The organism is Zunongwangia mangrovi (genome assembly GCF_900112105.1).
Taxonomy (GTDB): domain Bacteria; phylum Bacteroidota; class Bacteroidia; order Flavobacteriales; family Flavobacteriaceae; genus Zunongwangia; species Zunongwangia mangrovi.
Genome location: NZ_FOKV01000001.1, coordinates 1080689 through 1106574, shown reverse-complemented (window position 1 = coordinate 1106574; position 25886 = coordinate 1080689). Strand labels below are relative to the sequence as shown.

General features: G+C 37.2%; 12 protein-coding genes. All 12 read right to left on the bottom strand.

Annotation, left to right across the window (positions count from 1 at the left end; genetic code table 11):
- Positions 1–10: 10 nt before the first annotated feature.
- The 12 genes from BM201_RS04950 to BM201_RS04895 all read right to left on the bottom strand — a co-directional run bounded on the left by BM201_RS04950 (position 11) and on the right by BM201_RS04895 (position 25777).
- Positions 11–3049: a SusC/RagA family TonB-linked outer membrane protein gene (locus BM201_RS04950; protein ID WP_092540242.1), complete on the bottom strand. Its 3039-nt coding sequence runs from the start codon at positions 3047–3049 to the stop codon at positions 11–13.
- 400 nt (positions 3050–3449) lie between these two features.
- Entirely contained in the window at positions 3450–6041 is a 2592-nt protein-coding gene (locus tag BM201_RS04945; RefSeq protein ID WP_092540241.1) for a prolyl oligopeptidase family serine peptidase, read from the bottom strand.
- 42 nt (positions 6042–6083) lie between these two features.
- A complete protein-coding gene (locus tag BM201_RS04940; protein ID WP_092540657.1) occupies positions 6084–7652 on the bottom strand; it encodes a SusD/RagB family nutrient-binding outer membrane lipoprotein in 1569 nt (522 codons plus the stop codon).
- Positions 7653–7665: 13 nt separating this feature from the next.
- Positions 7666–10758 carry a SusC/RagA family TonB-linked outer membrane protein gene (locus tag BM201_RS04935; protein ID WP_092540240.1) on the bottom strand — a complete coding sequence of 1031 codons (3093 nt, stop codon included), beginning with the start codon at positions 10756–10758 and terminating at the stop codon, positions 7666–7668.
- Positions 10759–10972: 214 nt separating this feature from the next.
- Positions 10973–13210, bottom strand: coding sequence for a GH92 family glycosyl hydrolase (locus BM201_RS04930; protein ID WP_092540239.1), 2238 nt, complete (start codon positions 13208–13210; stop codon positions 10973–10975).
- Positions 13211–13376: 166 nt separating this feature from the next.
- Positions 13377–15704, bottom strand: a complete 2328-nt coding sequence (locus BM201_RS04925; RefSeq protein ID WP_092540238.1) for a glycoside hydrolase family 20 protein — start codon at positions 15702–15704, stop codon at positions 13377–13379.
- Between the two features lie 104 nt (positions 15705–15808).
- The gene (locus BM201_RS04920) at positions 15809–18055 is read right to left on the bottom strand and encodes a GH92 family glycosyl hydrolase (RefSeq protein WP_092540237.1); all 2247 of its coding nucleotides are present in this window, start codon (positions 18053–18055) and stop codon (positions 15809–15811) included.
- Between the two features lie 301 nt (positions 18056–18356).
- Complete coding sequence (locus tag BM201_RS04915) at positions 18357–19487, bottom strand: family 10 glycosylhydrolase (protein ID WP_092540236.1); 1131 nt, start codon at positions 19485–19487, stop codon at positions 18357–18359.
- A 40-nt stretch (positions 19488–19527) separates the two neighbouring features.
- Positions 19528–20583 carry a carbohydrate-binding family 9-like protein gene (locus BM201_RS04910; protein WP_092540235.1) on the bottom strand — a complete coding sequence of 352 codons (1056 nt, stop codon included), beginning with the start codon at positions 20581–20583 and terminating at the stop codon, positions 19528–19530.
- Position 20584: 1 nt separating this feature from the next.
- Positions 20585–21550, bottom strand: coding sequence for a glycoside hydrolase family 130 protein (locus BM201_RS04905; RefSeq protein WP_092540234.1), 966 nt, complete (start codon positions 21548–21550; stop codon positions 20585–20587).
- Between the two features lie 81 nt (positions 21551–21631).
- On the bottom strand, positions 21632–23518 hold the full coding sequence (locus BM201_RS04900) for a sodium:solute symporter family protein (RefSeq protein ID WP_092540233.1): 1887 nt from the start codon (positions 23516–23518) through the stop codon (positions 21632–21634).
- Positions 23519–23527: 9 nt separating this feature from the next.
- A complete protein-coding gene (locus tag BM201_RS04895) occupies positions 23528–25777 on the bottom strand; it encodes a GH92 family glycosyl hydrolase (RefSeq protein WP_394333732.1) in 2250 nt (749 codons plus the stop codon).
- Positions 25778–25886 lie beyond the last annotated feature (109 nt).

Here is a 25886-nt window from a genome sequence, read left to right as displayed (position 1 = left end):
TTTTCTTTAATTAGAAGTTAGCAGATAGATTTAAACCAAAGTTTCTCGTAATCGGTGGACCAAAGTTTGTCACCGCTTGAGTTCCATTACCTGTACTAATCGCAAAGTCTGGATCTGTTGGCGCTTCGTTGTAAAAGAAGAATAGATTATTTCCTACTAAACTAACATTTAGGTTTTTAACAAAGCTATCTTCTTCAAAACCGAAATTATAACCTAATGTAAATTGTCTAAGTCTAATATTCGTAGCATCGTATACATAACGCTCTTTTATACCATTTCTACCTCCTACACCACTAAAGTAGTCTCTTGCATCAACGACACCACTAAATGGCGTACCGTCATTTAAAACTCCGTCAACTTGAACACCTCCTGCGTCTCTGGCAGCAGCCGTTGTTTCTGTAGCGCCCAATGCATCTAAGTAAGCTTCTGTTTGTGAGACAAACTTTCCTCCAAATCGAGAATCAATTAAAAAGCTCAAATTAATCTTTTTAAAGCTTATAGAATTATTCCAACCGAGCATAAAATCTGGGTTAGCGTTACCAACTAATTTCATTCCATCAGTACTAGTTGCGTTAACAGGAACACCATCTTCCGAAACTATAATATTACCACTATCGTCTCTTAAGTAAGCGTTTACATAAATATCACCCAATGAACCTCCTTGGACAATAAATGTCTCGTAACCTTCACCACCACCTCCAACAATTCTATTTCTCTGGCCATTATAGGTTTCATTCAGGTCTATAATCTCATTGTCATTATGTGTGAAATTAAAGTTTGTATTCCATGTAAAATCTTCAGTTTCGAACACATCTGCTCCAAGGGTAATTTCTACTCCATAATTTCGAACGTGTCCAGCATTTACATAATAAACCTGATATGGTGTACCTAGAATAGCATCCATAGGTAAAAATTGATCTCTTGTGTCTATTTGGTAGTAAGTCGCACTAAAATTAATTCGACTATCTAAAAACCTAAAATCTGCACCGAACTCCCAACTGTCTTGCATTTCAGGATTCAACTCGGTAAATGGCAATTCCATATTTATACCCACTTGGGAATAAGCTGCAGTATTGATAGGGTTTGTTCTAAATGCAGGAACTTCGTTGGCAACCTGAGCAAAAGAAGCTCTTAATTTCGCAAATGATATAAACTCCGGTAATTCGAATGCTTCACTTGGCAGAAATGTTAGTCCTGCTGAAGGATATAAATACGAAGAATTTTCTGTAAATGATAACGTTGAAGCCCAATCGTTTCTAGCAGACAGGTCTAAGAATAACATATCTTTATACCCCAAAGATGCATTAGCGAAAGCAGATTGCTTAATCAATCTTGAATTTACTCGCTGAGCACCTGAAAATGCTTGCAATCCAGTAATATTTTGAATATTAAAGATATTAGGAGCATACAATCCGAAAGTTTGACTATCTACTGAAATCCCTTCTCCTATAATTCGTTTTTGGTAAGCCCCACCTAAGACACCATGAAAATCCCAATCTTCACCAAATTGCTGATCGTAAGTTAAGATCATGTCGGCATATGCTTGCCAGCTTTCCACATTTTCATAAACATAACGACCATTATCGCTTATTACCACAGGACTACTTCCTGCCATCGCTTTTTGCTCGTAAATTTGACGAGTAAAGTCATAACTACCACGACCACTTAAAGTCAATGCATCAGAAATAGTATATTCTATAGAAGCATTTCCAATAAAACGTTTTGTTCTTTCAACGTTAGGCGTATTGTTTAATATCCAATAGGGATTCATATTTGCTTCACTGTTACCTAAGATTGGCCAGTTTTGCGTCATAATATTTCTTTGAGGATCCAATACCTGATAGTTATTAGCATATTCATCAAAATCCAAACCTCTAGGAAAAGTATAAAGCCCTAATAATGGATTAAAATAATATCCATTCAACATTTTATTATCAACCTTTTGATCTGTCAACAACACATTAGAGGTAACTTTAAGCTTATCATCGAAAAATTTCGAAGTCTGTTTAAAAGTTAGGTTATTTTTATTAAACTCGTTTGTTGGCATCGTTCCGGTAGCATAGGTATTTGCATAAGAAAAATATGTCGTTGTCCTGTTATTTCCTCCACTTAAAGATATTGCATTTTGAAGCGTAATCCCGGTATCGAAAAAGTCGTCCACATGATTTTCGTAGTCTCCTGGGGCTCCCCAGCTTGAATCTGCACCAGGCTCATCTGTTGCTCCATATCTAAATTGAAGATCTGGATAGTCATAAACGCTTTCAAACTTAGTTGTAGAACTAATATTGATTCTTGTTTTACCCTCTTCTCCCTGTTTAGTATTGATTAGAATTACACCATTTGCTCCCTGGCTACCGTATAGTGCAGCAGCGTTAGCACCTCTAAGAACTGTAATACTTTCGATATCTTCTGGATTAATATTAGACAATCCATCACCACTATCGCGACCTCCATAAAAACCACTGGCATCTGAAGTTTGGTAGTTGGCCATAGGTATACCATCGATAACAAATAACGGCTGATTTGATGAAGTAATGTTTGATGCACCTCTTAGCTGAATTTTAGTCGAACTACCAGCACCTGCAGTACCCTGCCTAATTTCAACCCCAGCAACTTTACCATTTAGTCCCTGAGCAAAATTAACGTTCTTACCCTGAGTAACTTCATCAGAGCCTAGGGTTTGCGCAGCATAGGTAAGTGCCTTCGATTCTCTTTTAATACCTAGCGCAGTTACAACAACTTCATCTAAAGCTTCAGTATCTGTTGCCATTTCCACGTTAATATCTCCGCCGGTTACAGGAATTTCCTGCGTAACGTATCCAATCATAGACAAGACCAATGTAGCATCATCGCCCACATCTAAAGAAAAATTACCATCAAAATCTGTAGAAGTACCATTTGATGTTCCTTTTTCCATAACAGTAACCCCTGGTAAAGGCATTCCTGTTTCTGCCTCTGTAATGGTCCCACTTACTGTTTGCGATTGCGCAACAGCAATTTGATTAAGCCCCATCACAAGCAGAAACGAAAAAATAATTTTTTTAAACATACTTGTATTTAATTTTAGTTAGTACCGTAATCAGTAGTGTGCGACTACTAATTTTATCTTAAATGTTATAAATAAGTTAAGTTTTCTAAAATAAAATCGACGGACAACTACTATGAATAGACCAACAACTTAATAATAAATTTAAGTTTTAAATAAAGTTTATATATAATTTTAAATAAAGTTTAAACACTAATTGAACATTTTTATTTTTTTATTGAATTTTACGTATTACTTAATCGATTAACCTATATTTTAAATATATGCTATCGATTTAAAGAAAACGATTGAGAGCAATAATACTCTGGAAATCGTTAATTTTTTAAGAAATAAAAAACCAGAATGCGTCATTACATTCTGGCTTTACAACTAAAACAAATCGAATTTATTTAACTAACAAGTATTATCTATTCCAAACGAACTCTCCATTCTTTATCGACCAGTCATTACCAAAAAATCCACTAAATTTTACACCTTCCAAACCTTCTTTAGACATCGTTTCATCAAATACCATTACATCCGGAAAAAAAGTTCCATTTTCAAGATAATCATTAGCATAAGCAGCATGCATACCTTCCATACCCGTAGCACTAACTACTCCTATATTTGTTGCAGCATTATCTTTATTTGGATAAATAAAATAAGTACCATATTGAGACCCTTTCAAATTTTCGTCCCCAATTTCTATCCTACCATTAGATACCTGTATTGGTGAATCTTTAAGTAACTTCTTCCAAGCCGCGTTATTAGAGCTGTTTCCATAGAGAATAATATTTTTGCCTTCAAAATCATCCAATTTGAAGTTGATATCTTTTACTAATTCTATATTCCCATTTGCTCGATACCAAAATTTTTCAGCATCAAACTTGGCGCGGTTATAATACCACTCATTTTCTTCATCGCTTCCTTTACTGGCAAAAACAAGAACCATATTATTTCTAAAAGCGTCTTTAAAACCACCATATCTAAGCGGACTTTTTTCTGAAGCTGCCGGTTGATCAATAATTTGCCATTTCCCTTCAGCTTTTGAAAGGAATATTTTATCAGAAGAAACTAATTCAAGCGGCTGCTTGTCTATAGAAACTTTGGTTAGATTCTCATGTGCCATCGCTTCTAGATCTACTAATAATATCTTGACGTTTGTAGTTGTTATTTCAAAGCCATTTTCATTTCTATCAAATTGGAAATTACTAATCTCAAATGGTTGTTCTTGCTGAAGAATACTAACAAAATGAGAACCTTTAGATACTCCTGGTGAAGCTGTTGTAAAGTTAATATTGTTGATTTCGTGATCCTTTTTTATTTTTCGTCTATTAAAGAAATAAAAGATAGGAGGCCAGTCTACACTTTCATCTCCAAACCAGTGCTCTCCTCCTGGATACTCATAATAAGCAAAATCATTATGAAATTTACCTAATCGCTCACGCATATCTTGCGCTAAAAAGGTAGGAACTACATTATCTGAATCTCCATGAAGGATATAGACACCATAATGCAGGTAATTTTCTTTTAATTTTAAAGTTCTGCTAGTGTTTCCGGCACGTCTAATCATAGCATCCATTTGCACCTTATTGCCGCTACCTAATATTGGATTTAATTTTTGCTCAAAATCGGCTAAACTCATACCAAATCTTGTTTGTGTCATTTCATCATCAAGATTTCTGGTAAAACTATGTCTATATTCCAAAAGATCTGGATAACCAGCAGCTGGTGCTATCGCTGCAAACTTATCTGGATAAGTTGCTCCCAAATACCAGGTTCCATGACCTCCCATAGAATGACCTGTTAAATAAGTATGCTGTGCATTGGTTTTGTATAAATCTGAAGCATGTTTTAAGACTTCTAATGCATCTAATCTGCCCCAATCTTCCCAGGCAAAACCAAATGGCCTTCTGTTTGTTGGCGCAACTACATGTCCCCAGTCTTTTTGTTTATATGCATTGGCCTGGTTTACGGCTTCTACAGAAGCTCCGTGAACAGACAAAAATAAAGCTTGATCTTCTTTATTTTTAGTTAGTGATGGTGCTATACTGTAATATTGAACACTATGATCTATATCACTTAAAAAAGTATTTTTATGATGTTTATAAACCGACTTTACATCTAGACTAATTCTCGCTGTATCAATTATTCTATTATTCTTAGCTTTTAAATAAAGTGTGGCAGTTACAGATTCTCCTTCTTTTAAATCTTTAGGATTCGGAATAAGAAAAGGTACTTTTCGTACATATTTTGGAGCTACAGCCGGTATTTTGATGACTTCGGAATTTCCATTCAATTTAACTTCAATAGAAGCATTCCTAAAAAATTCATCTTCAGTATTAATAATTCGTATTGCACCCCAAAGTGATTCACTACCTTCAGCTATTAAATCTGGCAAGGTAAGATCTCTTATGGTAAATTCTACTGGTTTAAACGTCTCTAATAATCGAGCTCTTATCCTTGGAAATCTTCCTCCTGAAAGTAAAAATGTATTTTTGCCATTCTTTAAGGTTATAGGAATCAAATTCCAACCAAAATCGTAATGATCGCCTTCGTGCGGCAATCCATTTATCAAAGCTTTAGTATGCCCAGAAGCTTCAAAAAGAACCGTTTTTTCTTCTTCTGAAGTATATTCCAGGTACAAATAACCATTACGTCTCAAAAAAGGATCATTAAATTCACCATTCTCAGCAATAGTTATTTTTTCCCATTTAACAGATTTTTCCTGAAAGCTATCATAAACCTCTTTACCTTCTGAAATTCCGGAGTTAGAAGCATTATTTAAAAAATCTGCAAAAACAGGATCATATTCTACAGAAGCATTACTAAAAGGAACTCCTGTAGTTTTTAAAATTAATCCTTCTTTAAATAAATGAATCACCTCTCCTTCACTTACATCGTTTACTTTCTCTTTACCAAAATATTCAACAATATTTCCTTCCCTTTGTTGGGCAGAAACTTTAGTAGTTGTTATAACTAAGCAGGCAATAAATAATATTCTAAAAAATGTCATTGTGTAAATTGAAAAAGAGGTGATTAAAGTTTTAATTTTTTATTATTCTACATCCCACCAAAGTCTGGTACCACCGGTATCAGGACCTCCAAGTAGATTGATCGCTTCATTAACTGCTTCTCCGTTAGAGGAGATTTCGTTAGTTACATAAATCACACGTTTCATTAACGATGTTCCTACTCCGGTATCTGGATTATCGGTATATAGAAGTGGATAGATGACTTGCTCATCTGTTCTTCTCAAATCTGCCCAGGTTTCCCAAGATTCAGGGAATAAAGCAAGATATTTTTGTACTGCAATTTGCGTGCGCTGCTCTGCTTCATTTGCAGACCAGCTTACCGGTAGATCTACAGGTGTATCATACAAATCTAAATCAGGATACAACTCTGTGATTACAGGTACAACTGGAGTTGAATTTCCTGCGATGTAAGAGTCTATTGCTGCAGAATCAGTAACATCCCACTGGTTCATTGATAAACGGATTCCGTTCTCGTAAAAGCTCTCTGCATCTCCATTCATGTTCCAGCCGTTCAATGCTCCCTCTGCTCTGTTCAAGTAACATTCAGCAGCCATTAAAATTTCGATAGGTTTAGTTTCTCTGTAATCGTTACCTAAAACATCATCATTAAATGCTGAAAATTCAGTAGTCCCAAACTGGTCATTTAAGCCTCCTGCAGGTTGACCTCTAAACTCTCCATCTTCAGTTGGCTCAAACCAAACTTCCATTCTCGGATCGTCGTATCCTTTTAAGATACTTTCCATAGAAGCCGTCATAAAATACCCCCAACTATTAACAATCATATTTAGATTATTAGGAGTTATATCACTTACCGCAAAGAATGCACTCTCATCATTACTTTCCATAACTCCATTTGCTACTGCTAACTCTGCTTGTGTTTGTGCTCTTTGGGGATCTACATCAGATATTCTTAGTGCAAGTCTTAAGCGCAAGCTATTTCCAAAAATTCTCCAGTTCTCGATATCTCCATTATAGATACGGTCTGAAGTTTGAAAAAGTCCGGCTGTAGACTCGGAAGTTGAACTCAACACAGCGTCTGCCTCATCAAGTAACACAAAAAAATCATCATAAATCGCACTTTGAGGATCATAGGCTACACTTTCTGCTCCAGACCCTGCTTCTGAATAAGGGATAGGACCGTAATGATCTGTCATTTGATTGTACATAAAAACTTTCCAAATCTTAAGTATAGCTTGAGCTTCATCATCCCCTTCTGCTGCTTCCATAGCATTTTGCAGTGCTGGTACTGCAACAGTATAAAATCTTAACCATCCTCGCGACTCGTATCCACCAAAAGCATTTCTCTCGGTACTAAAACCAGTATTCATATACTGTACAAATGTTGAGGAAATGATTCCTGTTGCAATCCCCCAAGTTCCCTGGTCATCTACACCAGGAGAAGAATAAGATCCATTGTGAATCCCTGCATACTGTGCCGAAGCAAATGCAGGTCCCGCAAGACTTGCATCAAGCTGATCTGTTGTAAGTGTATTATCGTTTGTATTGATCTCATCAAAATCATCTGTACATCCAATAGCCAATCCAACTAAAAGCGATACAGCTGCTGTTTTAATATTTAAGTATTTTTTCATTTTACTTTTTTTTTTAAAATCCAAATTTCACACTAACTCCGTAATCTCTTGTCGAAGGGATGTTAAAAGACTCTATCCCTTGAAGGTTACCAGTTCCTGCTCCTTGCTCAGGATCAAAATACTCTGCTTCATTAAGAATAAAGAATAGATTACGCCCTACTAAAGAAAAGTTCACACTTTTAAAAGGAGAATTCTCCAGTAAACGTTTTGGCATTGCATAACCTAAAACCAATTCTCTTAAACGAATGTTTGTCGCATCAAAAATAAACGGCTCCGCCACTGGAGTACGCTGCCCGATTGCTGTCCAATATTGTTCTGCAGTAATATTAGTTGTGTTTTGTGAGAATGTACCATCGCCATTATCTACAACACCATCAACTACAAAACCATTTTCACGACCTGCAAGAGTCATTTCATTTACCCCTAAACCTGCTTGTCTTGCCTGAGTATACGAAATAACATCACCGCCTATACGCATATCAATCAAGAAGCTTAAAGAGAAATCTTTATATCTAAAATCATTTTTAAGACCACCGGTCCAGTCTGGATTAAAGTTTCCACCGTAAACATCAAAACTGTTAGTTGCTAAAGGAATACCTGCTTCATTAACAATTACCTCTCCTTCGTCATTTCTTTGGAATCCTTGTACATATAAGTCCCCATATTGACCACCTACAACAACTTTACTCCTAACTAAACGTCCCTGACCAAGAACAAGCTCCTCTCTTCCTTCAAAAATTGAAACAATCTCTGAATCATAAGAAGCATAGTTTGCTAAAATATCCCAAGAGAAATTTTCAGTTTCAACAGGAGTTGCAGTAAGAGAAAGTTCTATACCACTATTTTGTACTTCTCCTCCATTTACGATTGCATTTGAATATCCTGAAGATTCTGGAGTATTAATGCTGAATATTTGATTCTTGGTATTGGTTTTAAAATATGTAAAGTCTACGCCTAATCTATTGCTAAGGAAACGTACATCTGCACCAAATTCAACTGAATTTGAGATCTCTGGCTTTAGGTTAGGATTAGCTGCTGTAGTTTGCGCATAAAGCATACCACCGTTACCTCCAATATATGAAAGCTGTGGACTTAATTGGTAAGGATCTGTATCATTACCTACCTCTGCGTAAGAAGCCCTAACTTTTGCATAAGTAAAGAATTCTGGCAATTCTACCATTTCTGAGACAATACCAGAAATACCTATTGAAGGATAAAAGAATGAACGATTTGCTTCTGGTAATGTTGAAGACCAGTCGTTTCTTGCTGTAACATCTAAGAATAACTTACTTTGATATCCTAGTTGTGCAAAACCGTAAACCGAGTTAATTTGCTTTTCTCTTTTTGTAGAAGTAGAACTTATTGTCTCTACGTTGGCTAAAGCAAAGAAGTTACGTAAACTAAGTACACCTCCTGAATTTAAAGAAGTATTGCTTTGCTTAAGCATATTGGCTCCTAAATTCATATTTAAGCTGAAGTCACCAAAAGTATTATCATATGATAGAAGTGCATCACTGTTAAGCTCTCGTACGGTCTCATAATATTCATTATATGCCCCAAGATCATTGTTAAATGCATTAGTTGCATATCTATTTCTAAAAGTTTTATTACTCATATCATCAATACCAGTTCGCACTTGTAAACTCAAATGATCTGTGAATTGATACTTTAAAGATGCCATACCAATAAAACGATTTCTTCTATCTGTTCTATCATCATTCCTTAAAGCTGACCAATAAGGGTTACCACCCGGAGCACCAACTTCATCTCTAAAATAATTAGTTTGTAATTGTCCTTCAGCGTCGAGATATTCAAAATCTTCATATTGGCTGTGCGCAATACTTCGCGGCAGTAGATAGGCTGAAGTACCTATAGATTCTTCACCTGTTCTTAATAGGTTATCGATGTCTTGAACAATATAATTTGTTTTAACATCCACAGACAACCTATCTGTTAACTGACTATTTAAACGCAAATTAGCATTATGTCTATCAAGTTTGTTACCCTCTACGATACCTTCTGCAGTGGTATTTGTATAAGAAAAGTATGCTTGTGTTTTATTCGCTCCTGTAGTAATAGACAAAGTATTTGCTAGATTATAGCCTGTTTGAAAAAAGTCAATTACATTATCCGGCTGCGGTGCGTATGCATAGGTTGCGGGTCCTTCATAATCCGGATTTCTTACCAGTTGCCAAGCTTCTACCTGACTTCCATCTAACCTTCCACCCCAGCTTGAACTTGAGTTAGGAACATATTCGCCATTAGTACCCTGCCCATATTCATTTTGTAGATTTAATAAATTATAAGCCGATGAAGCCATGAAGTTCGAAGAAACAGTAATACTGGTACCCTGCGCTCCATTTCCTGATTTAGTAGTAATTACAATTACACCATTACTCGCTCGTGTTCCGTAAAGTGCCGCAGCAGATGGACCTTTTAAAACACTAATGTTTGCAATATCATCGGGATTAATATTTGATATACCGTCAGGCTGTGTTGTTCCACCAGTATCAATGTCTGAATTACGATTACCAGAACCATTACTAATAGGCACACCATCTACTACGTACAAAGGTTGGTTATTACCAGTTAAAGATCTATTCCCTCTTAACGTAATTCTAGAAGAACTACCTACACCATTTGAGGTTGTAGAGAAGTTAAGCCCGGCAACTTTACCAGATAACGAGTTTGAAACGTTAAGCGAACGTGCTTCTGAAAGTTCATCTACCTCGACATTCTGGGCTGAATAGGTTATCGCTTTCTTTTCTCTTTTAATACCTAATGCAGTTACAACAACTTCTTCTAAAGCTTCAGTATCTGTTGCCATTTCTGCATTGACTTCCCCACTAGTAACAGGGATCTCCTGAGTAACATATCCAATCATAGAAAGGATTAGTGTAGCATCATCGCCCACATTTAAAGAAAAATTACCATCAAAATCTGTAGAAGTTCCATTTGATGTTCCTTTTTCCATAACAGTAACCCCCGGTAAAGGCATTCCTGTTTCTGCTTCTGTAATGGTTCCGCTAACTGTTTGCGATTGCGCAAAAGCCATTTGAGTGAGCCCCAAAACAAGCAAAAACGAAAAAATAATTTTTTTAATCATACTTGTAATTAATTTTAATTAGTGCATAATCTAGCAATGATATATTGCTAATTTTAAGTTAATAGATTAATTAAAATTTTTAACGAAATAGATAACAAACAATATTTATTTATTTGAAATTACATTATTCAAACCTAAATATCGTTTTCGATTAGAGTTAAAAATATAATTTGCAACTAATTTAAAACAATAAATAAAAAAATAACATTATTTATTAAAGAAACTTTATTTTTTTAGGAAAGTTATCTTTTGTTAAATTTAACAAAAGCCTTTTTATAGACGAACCGTCGATTTGAACCTCTATCTCTCCTGAAGCAGTATTATTTTCAATTATCAGCTCCCCATTCTCATAAAAATCTTTATTAAGGTGTAGCGTAATTTTATCGAAAGTTGGAGTTACGAAGGTGTAAACGGGTTCAGCGGGAGTTATTGGGTAAATTCCCATCATCGAATATATAATCCAGGCACTCATAGTTCCTGTATCATCATTTCCTGGGATTCCGTCTGGAGAATTTTTATAATAAGTTTTAATCAATTCATGAATTTTTTCTGAAGCCTTGTATTCTTTCCCCGGAATAAAATTATAAAGATAGCCGTAGGCGAAATCTGGCTCGTTAGCCATGTCGAACTGATCTTTTTCAAAAAGTTCATCTAACCGAGCTTCAAATTGGTTATTTCCACCCATTAATTTTTTTAACCCGTCTACGTCATGTGGCACCATAAACAAGTATTGCCATGCATTCCCTTCGATATAACCAGGATTATGGGCAAAATTAGCTCCGGCTAATGGATCAAATTCAGCGAACCAACTTCCATCACTATTTTTTGGCTGAATAAATTTGGTCTCTGGATTATACAATTTCTTATACGACATCGAGCGTTTTAAAAACTGCTTATAATCTTTCTTTTTACCCAACTCTTTGGCTAACTGCGCAATCGCATAATCTGCAATATTATATTCCTGAGTGGTAGACACAGGCCCTTCAACCTCACCATCTACTCCTAGATAACCATTATCGATATATTCTTTTAAACCTGGTCGCAACGGATTATCGGTGGTATCTAATGCACTTTTCAGCATCGCTTCATAGGCTTTTTCAACATCAAAATCGGTTAAACCACGTAAATAGGTATCGGCTAAAACTACCGCCGCAGGATCTCCAACCATCGTAAAAGTCTCGGTTGAATTTAGCTCCCACTTTGGCAACCATCCATTTTCGTCATACATCTCTAACATCGATCTCACCATATTCAGCTGCTCTTCTGGAAACAACAAACTCATTAGCTGATGATAATTACGATAGGTATCCCATAATGAAAAAGTGGTGTAACGAGTTCCTTCAGTCTTTCCAATTTTCCCTGTAGCGATTTCCGGATATTCACCGTTGATATCGTTTAAAGTATTTGGATGTATTTGTGTATGATACAAAGCGGTATAAAAAATCGTTTTCTCATCGTTTGTTCCACCTTCAACTTCAGCAACCTGCAATTTCTTTTTCCAGGCATTTTTTGTTTCCGCCAACACTTCTTCAAAAGTGGAATCTCCAACTTCTTTTGCTAAATTTTCACGAGCATTTTCAATACTTACATAAGACACCCCAATTTGAACTTCTACTTCTTGTGGTTCTTTAAAATCGTATGTCATATACGCACCAATGCTATCGCCAACAACCTCTCTGGTAAATCCTTTTTTAATTCGGGTTTTCCCATTATATCCCATCCACTGGGATTCTAAACCTTCGTATTTATAAGGTGTTTTCCAAACGCCAAAATCATCGGCTGGTTTAGAGAATTTTGCCACAAAATATACTGGATAAGCAGCTTCTGCATTATTGTAACAAAAACTTCCTACCATTCGCATTCCTTCGATCTCATCTGGCCCAACCACATGCACCATAGCACCCTGCTCGTTGGTTAAGCCTAAACCTAAATTCAGTAATACATTCGATTTTCCTGCCGGAAACGAATACCTGCTTACTCCTGCTCTCGTGCTTGCTGTGGCCTCAGCTTTTACATTGTATTTATCTAGCTGTGCCGAATAATATCCTGCTTCAGCGGTTTCTTCAGAATAAGTTGTTCCGTACTCTATATGATCTGTTTCTAATTCTCCCGTAGTTGGCATGGTAATGATCACGCCAAGTTCCGGGCAACCAACACCACTCATATTTACATGACTAAAACCGGTTAAAAACTGATTTTCGTGAACGTATGGATTCGATAACCACTGACTATCTTTCTCTAACGGATTTAGATCTATTCTCCCGGCAACGTTGAACGGCGATACACTTGCCATACCTCTTGGCGCAATTGCACCGGGATTTGTAGCCCCATAATTTGAAGTTCCTATAAAAGGATTCACATAAGGAAGCGGATCGAATCCTGTTTGTGCCGAAGCTATCTGAACACCAATTAATACAACTACTACTGAAAGAATATTTCTTACTAAAAACATCGAATTTTATATTTTAAAAAAAGTATTTCACTGCTCATTTCTTTTGTCACCCTGAACCTGCCCGTCCAACGGGCGGGTTCAGGGTCTCACATAGAAACTTCAACTACAATTTCTGTGAGATTCCGGATCAGGTCCGGAATGACGTAGAGTCGCAAAGAAAACTATATTATTTTACCTGAATTTCATCTAAAAACAACCACGCACCGCCTCCATTAGGAGTTTTTGCTAATGGTTCTATACTTACTCTTACAAACTGAATATTTTCCTGAGTCTCAAATTTCAACTCAAAATTCTCGATTTTCGCCCCGGGATTGGTTTGATAGTCTCTTTCTAAGGAAGCTACTTCTTCAAAGGTTTTTCCATCTTTAGAAACTTCCACTTTTAAGTGCTGCGGAAAATAAATCCCGGTTCCCTGTTCCTCTAAACTTCCTACAACCACTTCATTTACCGTCGTTGTTTCTTCCAAATCGATAGTTACAATCGCAGGATTTCCTATCCATCCCTGCCAGCGGCCATCTTTAAAATACTTACTCCCTTTTAAAACATTTACAAGCGCTGTTTCGCCTGTAGAAGCATAACTTTTATTAAAAGGATATTTGTAAGTCACCGGTTTTCCAACAGCTTTGTGAAATTGAAAAGTTTTATCCATTACCGGCCCCATAACTTTAGAATTACTAAAAACAGCAGCTTTAATTTTAGTATCGGTATCTACTTTTATTTCGCTTTCGTAAAGACTGGATTCGGCAGTAAGTTCTTCTTCGTTTAGGGCATACCTAATTTCAGTATTTGGAAACTCAGATTTTAATTTGATTGTAATTTCTCCGGTTCCCAGATCAATATCAGATTCTGGCTGAATTGCATAAGCACTTTTCGCATAATTAATACCCATCACCTCAAAACGCTCCATCATTCTGCGTATTCTTACTGAAAAACCTTCCCAGTCTAGTTGTTCTTCAGGACTCCAAACCACTTCAGCCAAAGCCGCTAATCTTGGAAATAACATATATTCAGAATGTTCTTCTGTAGGCACATATTCTGCCCAAAGATTGGCCTGCCCACCAAGCACATGTTTTTTCTGCTCGGCACTCATCGAATCTAAAACTGGTCTAAATTCATAAACTCGCTCTAGCGGAGTGAATGCGTTAAAAGCCACCGGCTCGTGATCTGGGCTTCCCTGGTAATAATCGAAATACAAATGACTGGTTGGCGTCATGATCACATCGTGACCTTCTTTTGATGCTTCCCATCCTCCTTCAAAACCACGCCAGCTCATTACCGTTGCTTCTTCTGGTAAACCACCTTCTAAGATCTCGTCCCAACCAATCAGCGTTCTGTTGTTTTCATTTAAAAATTTCTCGATACGCTTCATAAAATAGCTTTGTAGCTCATCTGCATCTGCAAGACCTTCTTCTTTAATTCGGCGTTGGCAGTCGGGACAGGTTTTCCAATTGGTTTTAGTTGCTTCGTCACCACCAACATGAATATATTCTCCCGGAAACAATTCCATCACCTCGGTAAGCACTTCTTCTAAAAACTCGAAAGTCGATTCTTTCCCGGCACAATAAATATCTGTAATTGGCCAAACTCCGCCTGAAGGAACCGCAATTGGTTCTCCCGTGCATGATAACCATGGATAAGCCGCGATCGCACTCATCACATGCGCGGGCATTTCGATCTCTGGGATTACGCGTATTCCTTTTTCCTGAGCGTAAGCCACAATTTCTTTAATATCTTCCTGAGTATAAAATCCGCCAAAAGTTGCTTCGGCATCAGGATCATTTTTGGTTCTCGCGTTCCAGTGGCTATCTTCCTGGTCGACTCTAAATCCGCCGACTTCAGTTAATTTTGGATATTTTTTGATCTCAATTCTCCAGCCCTGATCGTCCACTAAATGAAAATGAAACGTATTCAGTTTTAAAAACGCTAGTCTATCGATATGTTTCTTGATGTAATCTTTTCCGAAGAAATGACGTGAAACATCCAGCATATTCCCGCGATAAGAATATTGCGGCGCATCGCTAATTTCAACATTAGGGATATACCAGTCGATATTCGATACTTTCGAGCCACTTTCTATTTCCTTCGGAAGTAATTGACGAATCGTTTCTAATCCATATACAAATCCCAGTTTAGAATTTGCCTCTAAAATCACGTTTTCTGAAGTTACTTTAAGTTGGTAAGCCTCTTTAGCGATTTCTGAATTGATTTTTAGCTGAATACTATTTTCTGAAGTTGCTTCTGCTGAAGTTTCCAACTCAAATCCGGCAGCTTTTTTAAAAAGATCGTTCAAAATTGAAGAAACTGAGGCTAAACTATCCTGCGGAATGACAATTTTGGTGCTTTTGGTCACTTCGAAGCTTCCGTTATTAAGTTTTAGTGACTTTGGCTGAGGAATTAGCACTAAGTCATCTTTAGCATATGAAGGATTTTCTTTCTGTGCACAACCAATTGTGGCCAGCGCTATAAAAAGAAGTAAAATTTTAACCAATTTCATATCATCTTGATTTAAAGTATATTTTATTTATAAATGATCGTACTAAACCAAACTTTCCGTCAGTCATGCTTGATTCAGAGTGACATTTACTTTTTGTTTTGAAATCAATATATCTTATTAGGCTGCGGAGTTTCTAAAACACTGTCTACAGGTTCGCTGCTCATTTCGAATAACAATTCGCCTCCATCAACAATTTCTTTATGAGTGATGTACGCACGATCCAGCTCTTTTCCGTTCAATTTCACCTTTGCAACAAACTGATTTTCTTCAGCGAAATTCGATGTTTTTATACTGAATTTTTTACCGCCCGGCAGATTAATTTCAGCAGATTCAAATAAAGGAGCGCCCAACATATAAGTTCCCTGCGCCGCATTTACAGGGTAAAATCCCATCGAACTAAAAATATACCAGGAAGACATTTGTCCACAATCTTCATTTCCGCAGTGTCCGTTTGGTTCATTTTTATATTGCTCGGTTAGAATTTGCCGAACCAGTTTTTGTGTTTCAGAAGGTTTTCCCAGGTAATCGTACAAATACGCCACGTGATGACTTGGCTCATTTCCATGCGCATATTGCCCGATCATTCCCGTACTAAAAATTGGCAATTTATCGTCTGCAGCCGGATTAAAACTAAACATCGAATCCAATTTTTGCGTAAAACGCTCTTCGCCTCCGGTAGTTTTTATTAAACCCGGAATATCCTGCGGCACAAACCAGTAATATTGCCACGCATTGCTTTCACTAAAATAATCGGAGTATTCCTTGCTATTAAATCCAGCGATAAATTCACCATTTTCGTCTTTTGCTCTAAAGAAACTGGTTTTAGAATCATAGGTATTTTTCCAGTAGCCAGAGCGTTCTAAGAAATATTGATAATCGTCTTCTTTCCCAAGATCTTTAGCAAACATAGCTATACACCAATCGTCGTAAGCATATTCTAAAGTTTTAGAAACGCTCCAATCGCCTTCCTTTTCTTCAGCCGGCACATAGCCTTTTTCAGCAAAAACATCGATTTTACGTGTGCTGGTCATGGCACTGGCTTTACAGGCTTCGTAAGCTAGTTCAGCATCAAAATCAAAACCTTTAAAATAAGCATCTACGATCACGGGAACCGAGTGATAGCCCAGCATCATATTAGTTTCGTTCCCCTGCATCGACCACACCGGCAGCAAACCGGTTTCCTGGTAATGCGCCAACATCGATTTTATAAAATCTGGCACTCTTTCCTGCTGAATGATCGTATAAAGCGGATGCGCCGCTCTAAAGGTATCCCAAAGCGAAAAGGTATCGTAACGATTAAAACCCTTTGCATTTTCGATGCTATCATTCGCGCCTTTGTAATTTCCGTTAGGATCACTTAATAAAGTTGGCGCCAACATTGATTGATACATCATCGTATAGAATATTGATTTTTGATCGTTATTTGATGTTTCTATTTTTATCTTCTGAAGTTCTTTTTCCCAGGTTTCATTGGCCTCTTGACGGTAATTGTCAAAGTTAAAGTCGAGTGCTTCCTTCTCTAAACTTGCGTAAGCGCCTTCAATATTTGCTGAAGAAACTCCGGTTTTAACCACTATTTGCTCTTCTGAAGTGGTCTCGTAATTCAGGATGATTTTGGTATTTTCAGCAGTGATTTCTTTTGCTGAAATTTTCGCTCCGTTTTCTAAAATTTCAAAATTCTGAAAGGCTTTAGAAAACTTCATCACAAAATATACACGCTGATCTTTTGCCCATCCTGTGGATTTTCGATAACCTTCGATAACCGAATCATTTACTACTTTAAGATGAGTTTCTGTAGCGCGATCCCAGTTTAAAGCATAACCAAGGTCGACATGAATTTGTGATAAAGAATCCTCTGGAAAAGTAAATCGCTGAATCCCGGTTCTTGGTGTAGCGGTAAGTTCAGCTTTAATGTCGTAATCTAAAAGTTGCACCGAATAATATCCCGGTGAGGCTTCTTCCTGTTCGTGATTAAACTTTGAAAATGGCTTATGATTATTTTCCGGAATACGTTCTGAAAACTTACTATTGGTTGGCATCACCAAAATATCATAAAGATCGCCGGCACCCGTACCTGTTAAGTGCATATGTGAAAAACCGGTAATGATCGAATCCTGATAAAAATATCCGGCGATACGATCCCAGCCGCCAACACCAATATCCGGACTTAACTGCACCATTCCGTATGGAGTGGTCGCACCGGGATAAGTATTTCCCGGCCCATCTGTCCCGATAAACGGATTTACAAATTGCGTAAGTGGCTCTTCTGATGTTTTACCGACTTTAGTTTCCTCTGTTTTACAGGAAAAAATCGTCATTAAAACAGCGATTCCTAAGAATTTTAATTTCATTTTTTTAAGCGATTAGCCTATATTTTAAGCAGTAAGCTGACAGCTTTTAGCCATCAGCTTCTAATTTCCCTTACTTAAGTAAGTTTTCTGAAAGTGTAAAGCTACAAACCGAGAAACCTCAGCTTATAGCTTATTAATTTGTTTAATAAAAGCAAGTAGCTAAAATTCAAAATTCAGCATTCAAAACTTAAAATGATAAGTCCTGGTTCTTGCTTCCTATCTCTTCTCTAGTCTAGTTTCTATAATCTAAATTCTAACATATAACAGCGAAGCGATCTAAAATCTAACTTCTCAATTCTAATTATTCTTCACTTGCTGCTTTAACCGCTGCCAGTTTTTCTGGAGTAAATGCATTTCCGTCAAAGAAAGAAACACCTTTTGCTCCGTTTGCTTTTGCCTGGTTGATGGCTTCGGTCACTTCCTCAGGAGACATTTCAGGAATATAGATTCCGGTATGTAATTCGGTATTCTTAGCTTCCAGATCCTGTACACCTTGTTTTGTAGCAAAACCAATCCAATCTATTTCTTCGTTATAGAAATTGTTGTAGATCATTGGCAGCACATAGTCGATATCCCATTTATCCCAACGCTGGCGAACCATATGATCTGCCATTTCTGGATAAGGGAATACTGCCGCGCTAAGCTCTTTGTTATTTTCGTGAACGATTTTATAAGCATCGTTTACCAGATCTCTTATTCTGTTTAAACGGAATTGTTTCCACTCCATATCGATCTGAGGATCGTCTGTATCTCTAGGATCTTTGTGATGCATCTCTTTAAACTTAGCTATACAAACATCACAATAACAGAAATCATATTCTGGCATTTCCGTAGTTTGATCCAAATCATACTTAGGTAGCAAAGCAATCGGAAGGAAGATATCCGGGAACCTTATATAATCTAAATGTACCGTTTCTACATCTTCTACTTTTGCCAGTCCTTCTACCAAACTTAAAATATGGTTTCGTGATTCTTCTTTGGTTGGGCATAACCACTGGTAATAATCTACATAAGGGCGATTATCATAACAAGATTCACCATTACGGCTTACCTGGTACCAATCTGGATGTTGTAAAGCAACTTCGTCCCCCGGGCGATTTACTGCCATGATCCAGGCATGAACTTCTAAACCTTCAGCTTTGGCAAGTGGCGTTAAACGAGAAAGTAATTCTGGATCTGTATCAGTATTAATTAAAACTGCATCCAATCCATTCTCTTTATATTTTTTGAATTCTTCAGTATAAGATTCATCTGTTCTGCTGGCATCTGCGGTGATCCATGTCCAGTATTTAAAATCTGAATCTTCAGTAGTTGTTTCTGCAGTTTCCGCGTTAGCTTCCGCAGTATTTGCTTTCGCCTTTTGCATATTATCTAAACACGAAATGGTCGAGAAAGCGACCAATATCGAAAACAATAAAAATCTAAATTTCATAGGATTAAGGTTTGTTGAAATCGCCCAATCTGAGCGGTAATTATTTGGTTAATTGAATAAAGGATCCATCTTCTTTAATTAGGTATTTTTCTCCTGAAAAAGGACTTTCTACACTAATATTATATCCTGAAGAATGGACTTCTATTTTCGGATTTAATTCTTTATTTAAAACTGAAACAGGCGAATCCTGAAGTTTACCTACAGTATTTGCCCATTTTTGATGTTTTGAGTAATAATTTTTTTGTGCTCTGTACAACGAATACATCGCCCAGCGAATATGCTCGTCTTCAGGGATCTGGAATTCGATATTTTCTGAAGCTTTTTTGTCGCTAAAAAACACATATCCCCAATGCTCTGGCTCGTGCATATTAATTACACCCTGTGGTGACCAAACCCAGTTATATTCTGGCAGATATTGGCCATTTTCACCTTTCTTTCTTGAATAGCGACCATCTCTAAGATCGTGATCCCAGTTTACACGAGAAAAATTAACACGCCAAAAGTCATTCTTCGGAATTTTACCATTTGCACTCGCTTCGGTTAAAGCATCCCAGGGCATGGCAATTTCTACTTCCCAATATTGATCTTTATCTGAAGCATCGTTTAAAGTACCTTCAATATTTACGGCAGATTTAATTCTGTTAATATCCCAATGATCGATCGCCGGCCCGCCTTCGCGATATGCCTCGATAAGCATTAAATCCCAAACAGTATTTAAAGCATTTACTTCAAACTCCATGTATTTTTGGGTATCACCATCAGGATCTATAAAAACTTCAAAATCGTTATTATAGAAAATCACCGTATCACGCTGCTTTAAAGTTCCCCAAATATGTGGCTCTTCTAATTTGGCGTAGATATAAAAATACTGGTCGTCCCAAAGCATTTTTGCATTGGTTTTATACTTTGGGACCTTATCACCTTCAATATCTATAAAATCGGCTGTCCATTTAGCCTCTTTCCAGCTTGCTTCATCTGCTTTACCGTCTATAACAATTTCTTCTGAAGTTTTATAGGACACGTAAGAACGTGGCGGCTCTTGCGCAAAAGCATTTATACAAAAAAGAGATCCAAAAATGGCTAAAATCGATTTCATTTTATAAGCTGTTATTTTTTACAAAGTCTACTACTTCGCTAATTTTACCATAAGCAACGCCTGTGCAGGTATCTGCTGCCCCGTAATACAAAGCTAACTTATCCTCTTCATGAGAATGCAAGGTAGCGCAAGGAAAAACTACATTTGGCACATCCCCTGTCATTTCGTAAAGTTCAGCTGGAGCTAATAAATAAGGCTGCGAACGGTATTTTACTTTATTTGGTTCGTTTTCATCTAAAATGGCTGCACCAACCGAATATCTAAATCCGTTACAGGTAGCGATAACACCGTGATAGAATAACAACCAACCTTCATCTGTTAAGATCGGCACCGGGCCAGCGCCGATCTTTGTGCATTGCCATGCACTTTGTTCAAACGGAGCAACTTTCATAACACAACGATGTTCGCCCCAGTATTTCATATCTGGGCTGTAGCTAATGTAAATATCACCAAATGGCGTATGTCCATTATCACTAGGGCGGCTTAACATTGCATATTTACCGTTGATCTTTGTAGGGAACAAAACTCCGTTTCTGTTAAAGGGCAAAAAAGCGTTTTCACACTGAAAAAATTCTTTAAAATCGAAAGTGTAAGCGATACCAATTGTAGGGCCGTGGTAACCATTACACCAAGTAATCCAATAACGATCTTCGATAAAGGTAACACGAGGATCGTATTTATAATCTGAATCGATCATTTGGGTATTTCCTGCCTGCATTTCGATAGGCTCGTGGTTAATATCCCAATTGATACCATCTTTACTAAAGCCTGCAAAAATATTCATTTGCACAGCTTTGTTATCACATCTAAAAACCCCGGCAAATCCATCTTCAAAAGGCACAACAGCACTATTAAAAATACTATTTGAAGTAGGGATAGCATATCGATCGATAATAGGGTTTTCGCTATGTCTCCAAAGTACATCGTTACAATTCTCAGGTTTATCCTGCCAAGGTATATTCTTCATCATCTGCTTTATTTTGCTCGAATCTTCGAGATTTCTATTATTTTCTTCCTGATGTCTTATCAGGATACTTTTACTTCTTAATTAAATTTCTTCTTCGCTGGTCTCCAGATTTTTCACTTTATCCAGCCAGGTAAACTTCAGTATTAAACTGGTTAATACAAAAACGGCTACAGCCATCCAGGTTTTACTATAATCTCTCACCACCAAAAATATTGGCAATAAGATCATACTCGATTGCCAGATGATCCCAATTATACAATTGAACATATCCAGCCAAAATTCGTTGTTTTTCTCTATTTTTTCTTCGGAATAGTGATCTCTAACCGGCTTCCACCAACCCCAGGGATGTACATTAGTATAAAATGAATTTAAGGTCGCCATATCTGTAGGCTTAGTTAAGAAAGTTCCTAACAAAGAACCTAATAGCGAGAAGCCAAGAATTATTGGAAATAAATAGATCGCTGGAATTTCTGAAAGGTCATGCAGTAAAGTTCCTGCTTCTAAGTTCGCTTTATTTTGATCTAAGAAAAACTGAAGCGTTGCGATAATCAAACCTGCTAACATTCCCCAAAAATATCCCCAGCCATTAAAACGCCACCAAACCCATTTTAAAAAGTTTGCGGCAACGTAACCACCATAAAGTGCACTGGTGATCCAAAGCGTAATCGAGTTTATAGAATCTGCAAAAAAGCCCATAATAACTCCTAGGGTAACTACACCAAAAGATGCAATATGACTCGCTTTTACATAATGCCTGTCTGAAGCTACCGGTTTAAAGTATTTCTTATAAATATCATTTACTATATATGCTGGCCCTGCGTTAACAAAAGCAGAGAATGTAGACATGAACGCCGCTAATAATCCTGCAAGCAACAATCCTTTGATCCCAACCGGAACATGATTATTGATCACTTTTGGTAAAACAACTTCCAGGTCGTTACCGGTTACTGCTCCAGTTCCTACCATTTGTGGCGCGATAAATACCAGCCCGATCAAAACGATACCACCTATTAAAAGATAACGCGGAATAAATAAAACCAGGTTTGTAAAACCACTCATATATGCTGCATCTTTTACATTTCTGGTAGAAAGAATTCGCTGCATATCGTAACCCGGTGTTGGCCCTGCTACACTCGAAAAGAAACCTTTAAAAAGCGTCATCCCAATAAAAGCACCAAACATTTTATAACCCTGTGTATCTATAAGTCGGTTAAATTCTTCGTAATCCCCAGACCAAAACCCGGTAAGTTCATTTCCGAAGAAAACATTTTTCCACTCATCAGGAATCAATTGATTCACCTCTGTATCTGTAAATGCATAAAACGTATACCCGGCAACTAAAATTCCGGCAACAACCATAATTAGATATTGCAAAACTTCAGTAGTAACTACAGAGAACATTCCTCCTTTTATGGTATAGATCGTTGTAAAAAAGATGATCAATAACGCATAAGTTTGTTCTGAAGTTAGCAAGGTAGTTTCAGCAATAGAGAGACTCATATCCCAAGGAAGGATCACGGTCATAAATTTCCCGGCACCTTCAAAAAAATAGGCAATAAAACCTATCGAAGCGACTACAGCAAAAATGGCTACGATCAAATGCGAAGCTCTTCCTGCTTTATCGTCACCAAATCGGGTTAAAATCCACTCAGATCCCGTCATTACTTTAGATCGCCTAATCCAAACCGCCAGGAACATCATTACAAAAACCTGGTTCCAGATAGGCCACATCCACATAAACATGAAACTTTTCACCCCGTATAAGAACAGGATTCCTACCATCCAGGCGGTACCGGAAACATCGAACATCCCAGAACCATTACTTAATCCCAGATAATACCATTTTATAGTTTTTCCTCCTAAAAAGTAAGAATCTAAACCTTTGCTGGCTTTTTTAGAGACCCAAACACCTACTCCCAATGTTAGCAGGATATAAAGGACAATTATAATTACATCTACTATATGCATTAATTCTGTTTATTTTTTGGCTACACCCCAGTTTTTATTCGGTTCGCTTCCCATTACAAATTCTAAAGTTCCACCAGCAAGGATCTGCTCGTGAGAAATTGTGGTAGTATTAAATTCTTCTCCGTTAAGTTTAGCCGATTGGATATAAAAATTTTCTGGAGAAACATTTTTAGCTGTGATCACAAACGTGCCACCATCTTTAAGATTGATCGTTGATCTTTCGAAAATTGGTGTTCCAATTTCGTAGACCGCACTAGCTGGACTAAAAGGATATAATCCCATAGAACTTAAAACGTACCATGCAGACATTTGCCCGGCATCTTCGTTACCTGAAAGTCCGTTTGGAGTGGTATTGTATTGTGTATTTAAGATCTCGTGAACATAATATTGAGTTCTCCACGGTTTACCTGCTTTATTGAATAAATAAGCGATATGATGACTTGGCTCGTTACCATGAGCATATTGCCCAATTAATCCTGAAATATCCGCGGAAGTATGCTCTCCCGTAATTTCTGAACTTTCGTTAAAAAGCTGCTCTAATTTTTCAGTAAATGGCTCGGCTCCACCATGAAGTTCAATTAAACCTTCTGGATCGTGAAGTACGAACCAGCTGTGCTGCCAGGCATTACCTTCAGTATAATCTGTATTTACACGGTGCTGCGAATGCTTAGGATCAAATGGTAAATGCCATTCTCCTTTAGCAGACTTTCCTCGCATAAATCCGGTTTCAGGATCAAAAAGTTTTTTATAAGATTCTGCTCTTTCAGAGAAATACTCATAATCTTCCTGCTTATCTAAAGCTTTGGCCATTTGCGCCACACACCAGTCGTTATAAGCATATTCTAAAGTGCTGGTCACAGATTCGTTTCCTAGATCGAACGGAATATAACCATGCTCTTTTAGTTCTTTAAGTCCGCGTTGATCTTGCATCATTGTAGATTTTAGAGCTTCAAAAGCACGCTCTGGATCGAAACCTTCGATTCCTTTAAAATAAGCTTCAACAATAACGGGAACCGAGTGGTAACCGGTCATGGTATTAGTCTCGTTTCCATAAAGCGTCCAAACCGGTAAAGTTCCGCTTTCATCATAATACGCCAACATAGAGTTGATGATATCTGAAACTTTTTCTGGCTCAGTAATCGTTAGTAAAGGATTTTCTGCTCTAAAGGTATCCCAAAGTGAAAGTGTAGAATAAGTTGTTCCTTCAGCACTGGAAATACTATCGTTCTGTAATCGAAATTCGCCATTTTTGTCACTAAATGTTACCGGCGATAATTTGGTGTGATAAAGTGCAGTGTAGAACATTTCCTTTAAAGAATCTACCGGAGTCTCTACGATAATATCTGAAAGTGCTGCGTTCCAGGTTTCTTTAGATTCGGCTTTAATCTCTTCAAAATCGAAATTAGCATCGCTATCAAGGTTCTCTTTAGCATTTTCTAAGCTTACTGAAGATAAAGCTACTGCAACCTGAAGATTTTTATCTGCTGTATCGAAGAATAGTTGCGCTGAAGTTTTCTTTCCTTCAACTTCAGATGCTTCAGAAAGTTTAGCTTCAGCATACATTTCAGAATTAATTATCGGCTTAGAAAATTTAGCTACGAAAAATACTTTTTGATTTTTTGCCCAACCTGTGCTGTGACGATATCCAGTAATGGTAGTTTCGTCTTCAATTTTTATTGAAGTCTCTGTTGGCTCGTCCCAGTTAATTGCAAACCCAAGATCGATCACTACAGATTGTTCTTCTCCTTCTCCATAAGTATAATTATGGTATCCAGTTCTTAACGATGAAATAAGTTCTACATTAATATCGAAATCTTCTAAAAACAACTGGTAGTAACCAGGTTTAGAAGTTTCGTTATCGTGAGAATATTTAGAAAGATAAGGAATATCGTTTCGTTCTTTTACCGTTGTTGTAAGGTCGATCTTTTTATTTACCGGCATAAAAAGAAGATCGGCAAGATCTCCAATCCCTGTTCCCGATAAATGTAAATGACTAAAACCTGCGACTAAAGAATCTGAATAATGATAGCCAGAGCACCAATCCCATCCACTTGTTCCGTTATCTGGACTTACCTGTACCATCCCAAATGGCCGGCTGGCTCCCGGAAATGTGTGACCATGTCCTCCGGTGCCTATAAATGGATTTACAATACCAACTAAATTTTCATTTTTTGACGTTTTTTTTAGATTTTCTTCTGCCTCATTTTTACAGGAAATTAAGAGTAGAAAAGAGGCGGTTAGTGTGCAAAATCGTTTTATCACAACTTTAGTTTTTTCGGATTAATCGTTGAGTTACCCCAACTTCTAAGCTAAATATTTATATATTCATCAATTATTAAAAAGATATTAGACCAATGACATATCTGAA

What these genes read in the sequence shown, in the direction of transcription:
- BM201_RS04930 (WP_092540239.1), bottom strand. Translation starts at nt 13,210, where the DNA reads ATGTTTTTAGTAAGAAATATTCTTTCAGTAGTAGTTGTATTAATTGGT.
- BM201_RS04900 (WP_092540233.1), bottom strand. Translation starts at nt 23,518, where the DNA reads ATGCATATAGTAGATGTAATTATAATTGTCCTTTATATCCTGCTAACA.
- BM201_RS04910 (WP_092540235.1), bottom strand. Translation starts at nt 20,583, where the DNA reads ATGAAATCGATTTTAGCCATTTTTGGATCTCTTTTTTGTATAAATGCT.
- BM201_RS04920 (WP_092540237.1), bottom strand. Translation starts at nt 18,055, where the DNA reads ATGAAATTAAAATTCTTAGGAATCGCTGTTTTAATGACGATTTTTTCC.
- BM201_RS04925 (WP_092540238.1), bottom strand. Translation starts at nt 15,704, where the DNA reads ATGAAATTGGTTAAAATTTTACTTCTTTTTATAGCGCTGGCCACAATT.
- BM201_RS04945 (WP_092540241.1), bottom strand. Translation starts at nt 6,041, where the DNA reads ATGACATTTTTTAGAATATTATTTATTGCCTGCTTAGTTATAACAACT.
- BM201_RS04905 (WP_092540234.1), bottom strand. Translation starts at nt 21,550, where the DNA reads ATGAAGAATATACCTTGGCAGGATAAACCTGAGAATTGTAACGATGTA.
- BM201_RS04935 (WP_092540240.1), bottom strand. Translation starts at nt 10,758, where the DNA reads ATGATTAAAAAAATTATTTTTTCGTTTTTGCTTGTTTTGGGGCTCACT.
- BM201_RS04950 (WP_092540242.1), bottom strand. Translation starts at nt 3,049, where the DNA reads ATGTTTAAAAAAATTATTTTTTCGTTTCTGCTTGTGATGGGGCTTAAT.
- BM201_RS04915 (WP_092540236.1), bottom strand. Translation starts at nt 19,487, where the DNA reads ATGAAATTTAGATTTTTATTGTTTTCGATATTGGTCGCTTTCTCGACC.
- BM201_RS04940 (WP_092540657.1), bottom strand. Translation starts at nt 7,652, where the DNA reads ATGAAAAAATACTTAAATATTAAAACAGCAGCTGTATCGCTTTTAGTT.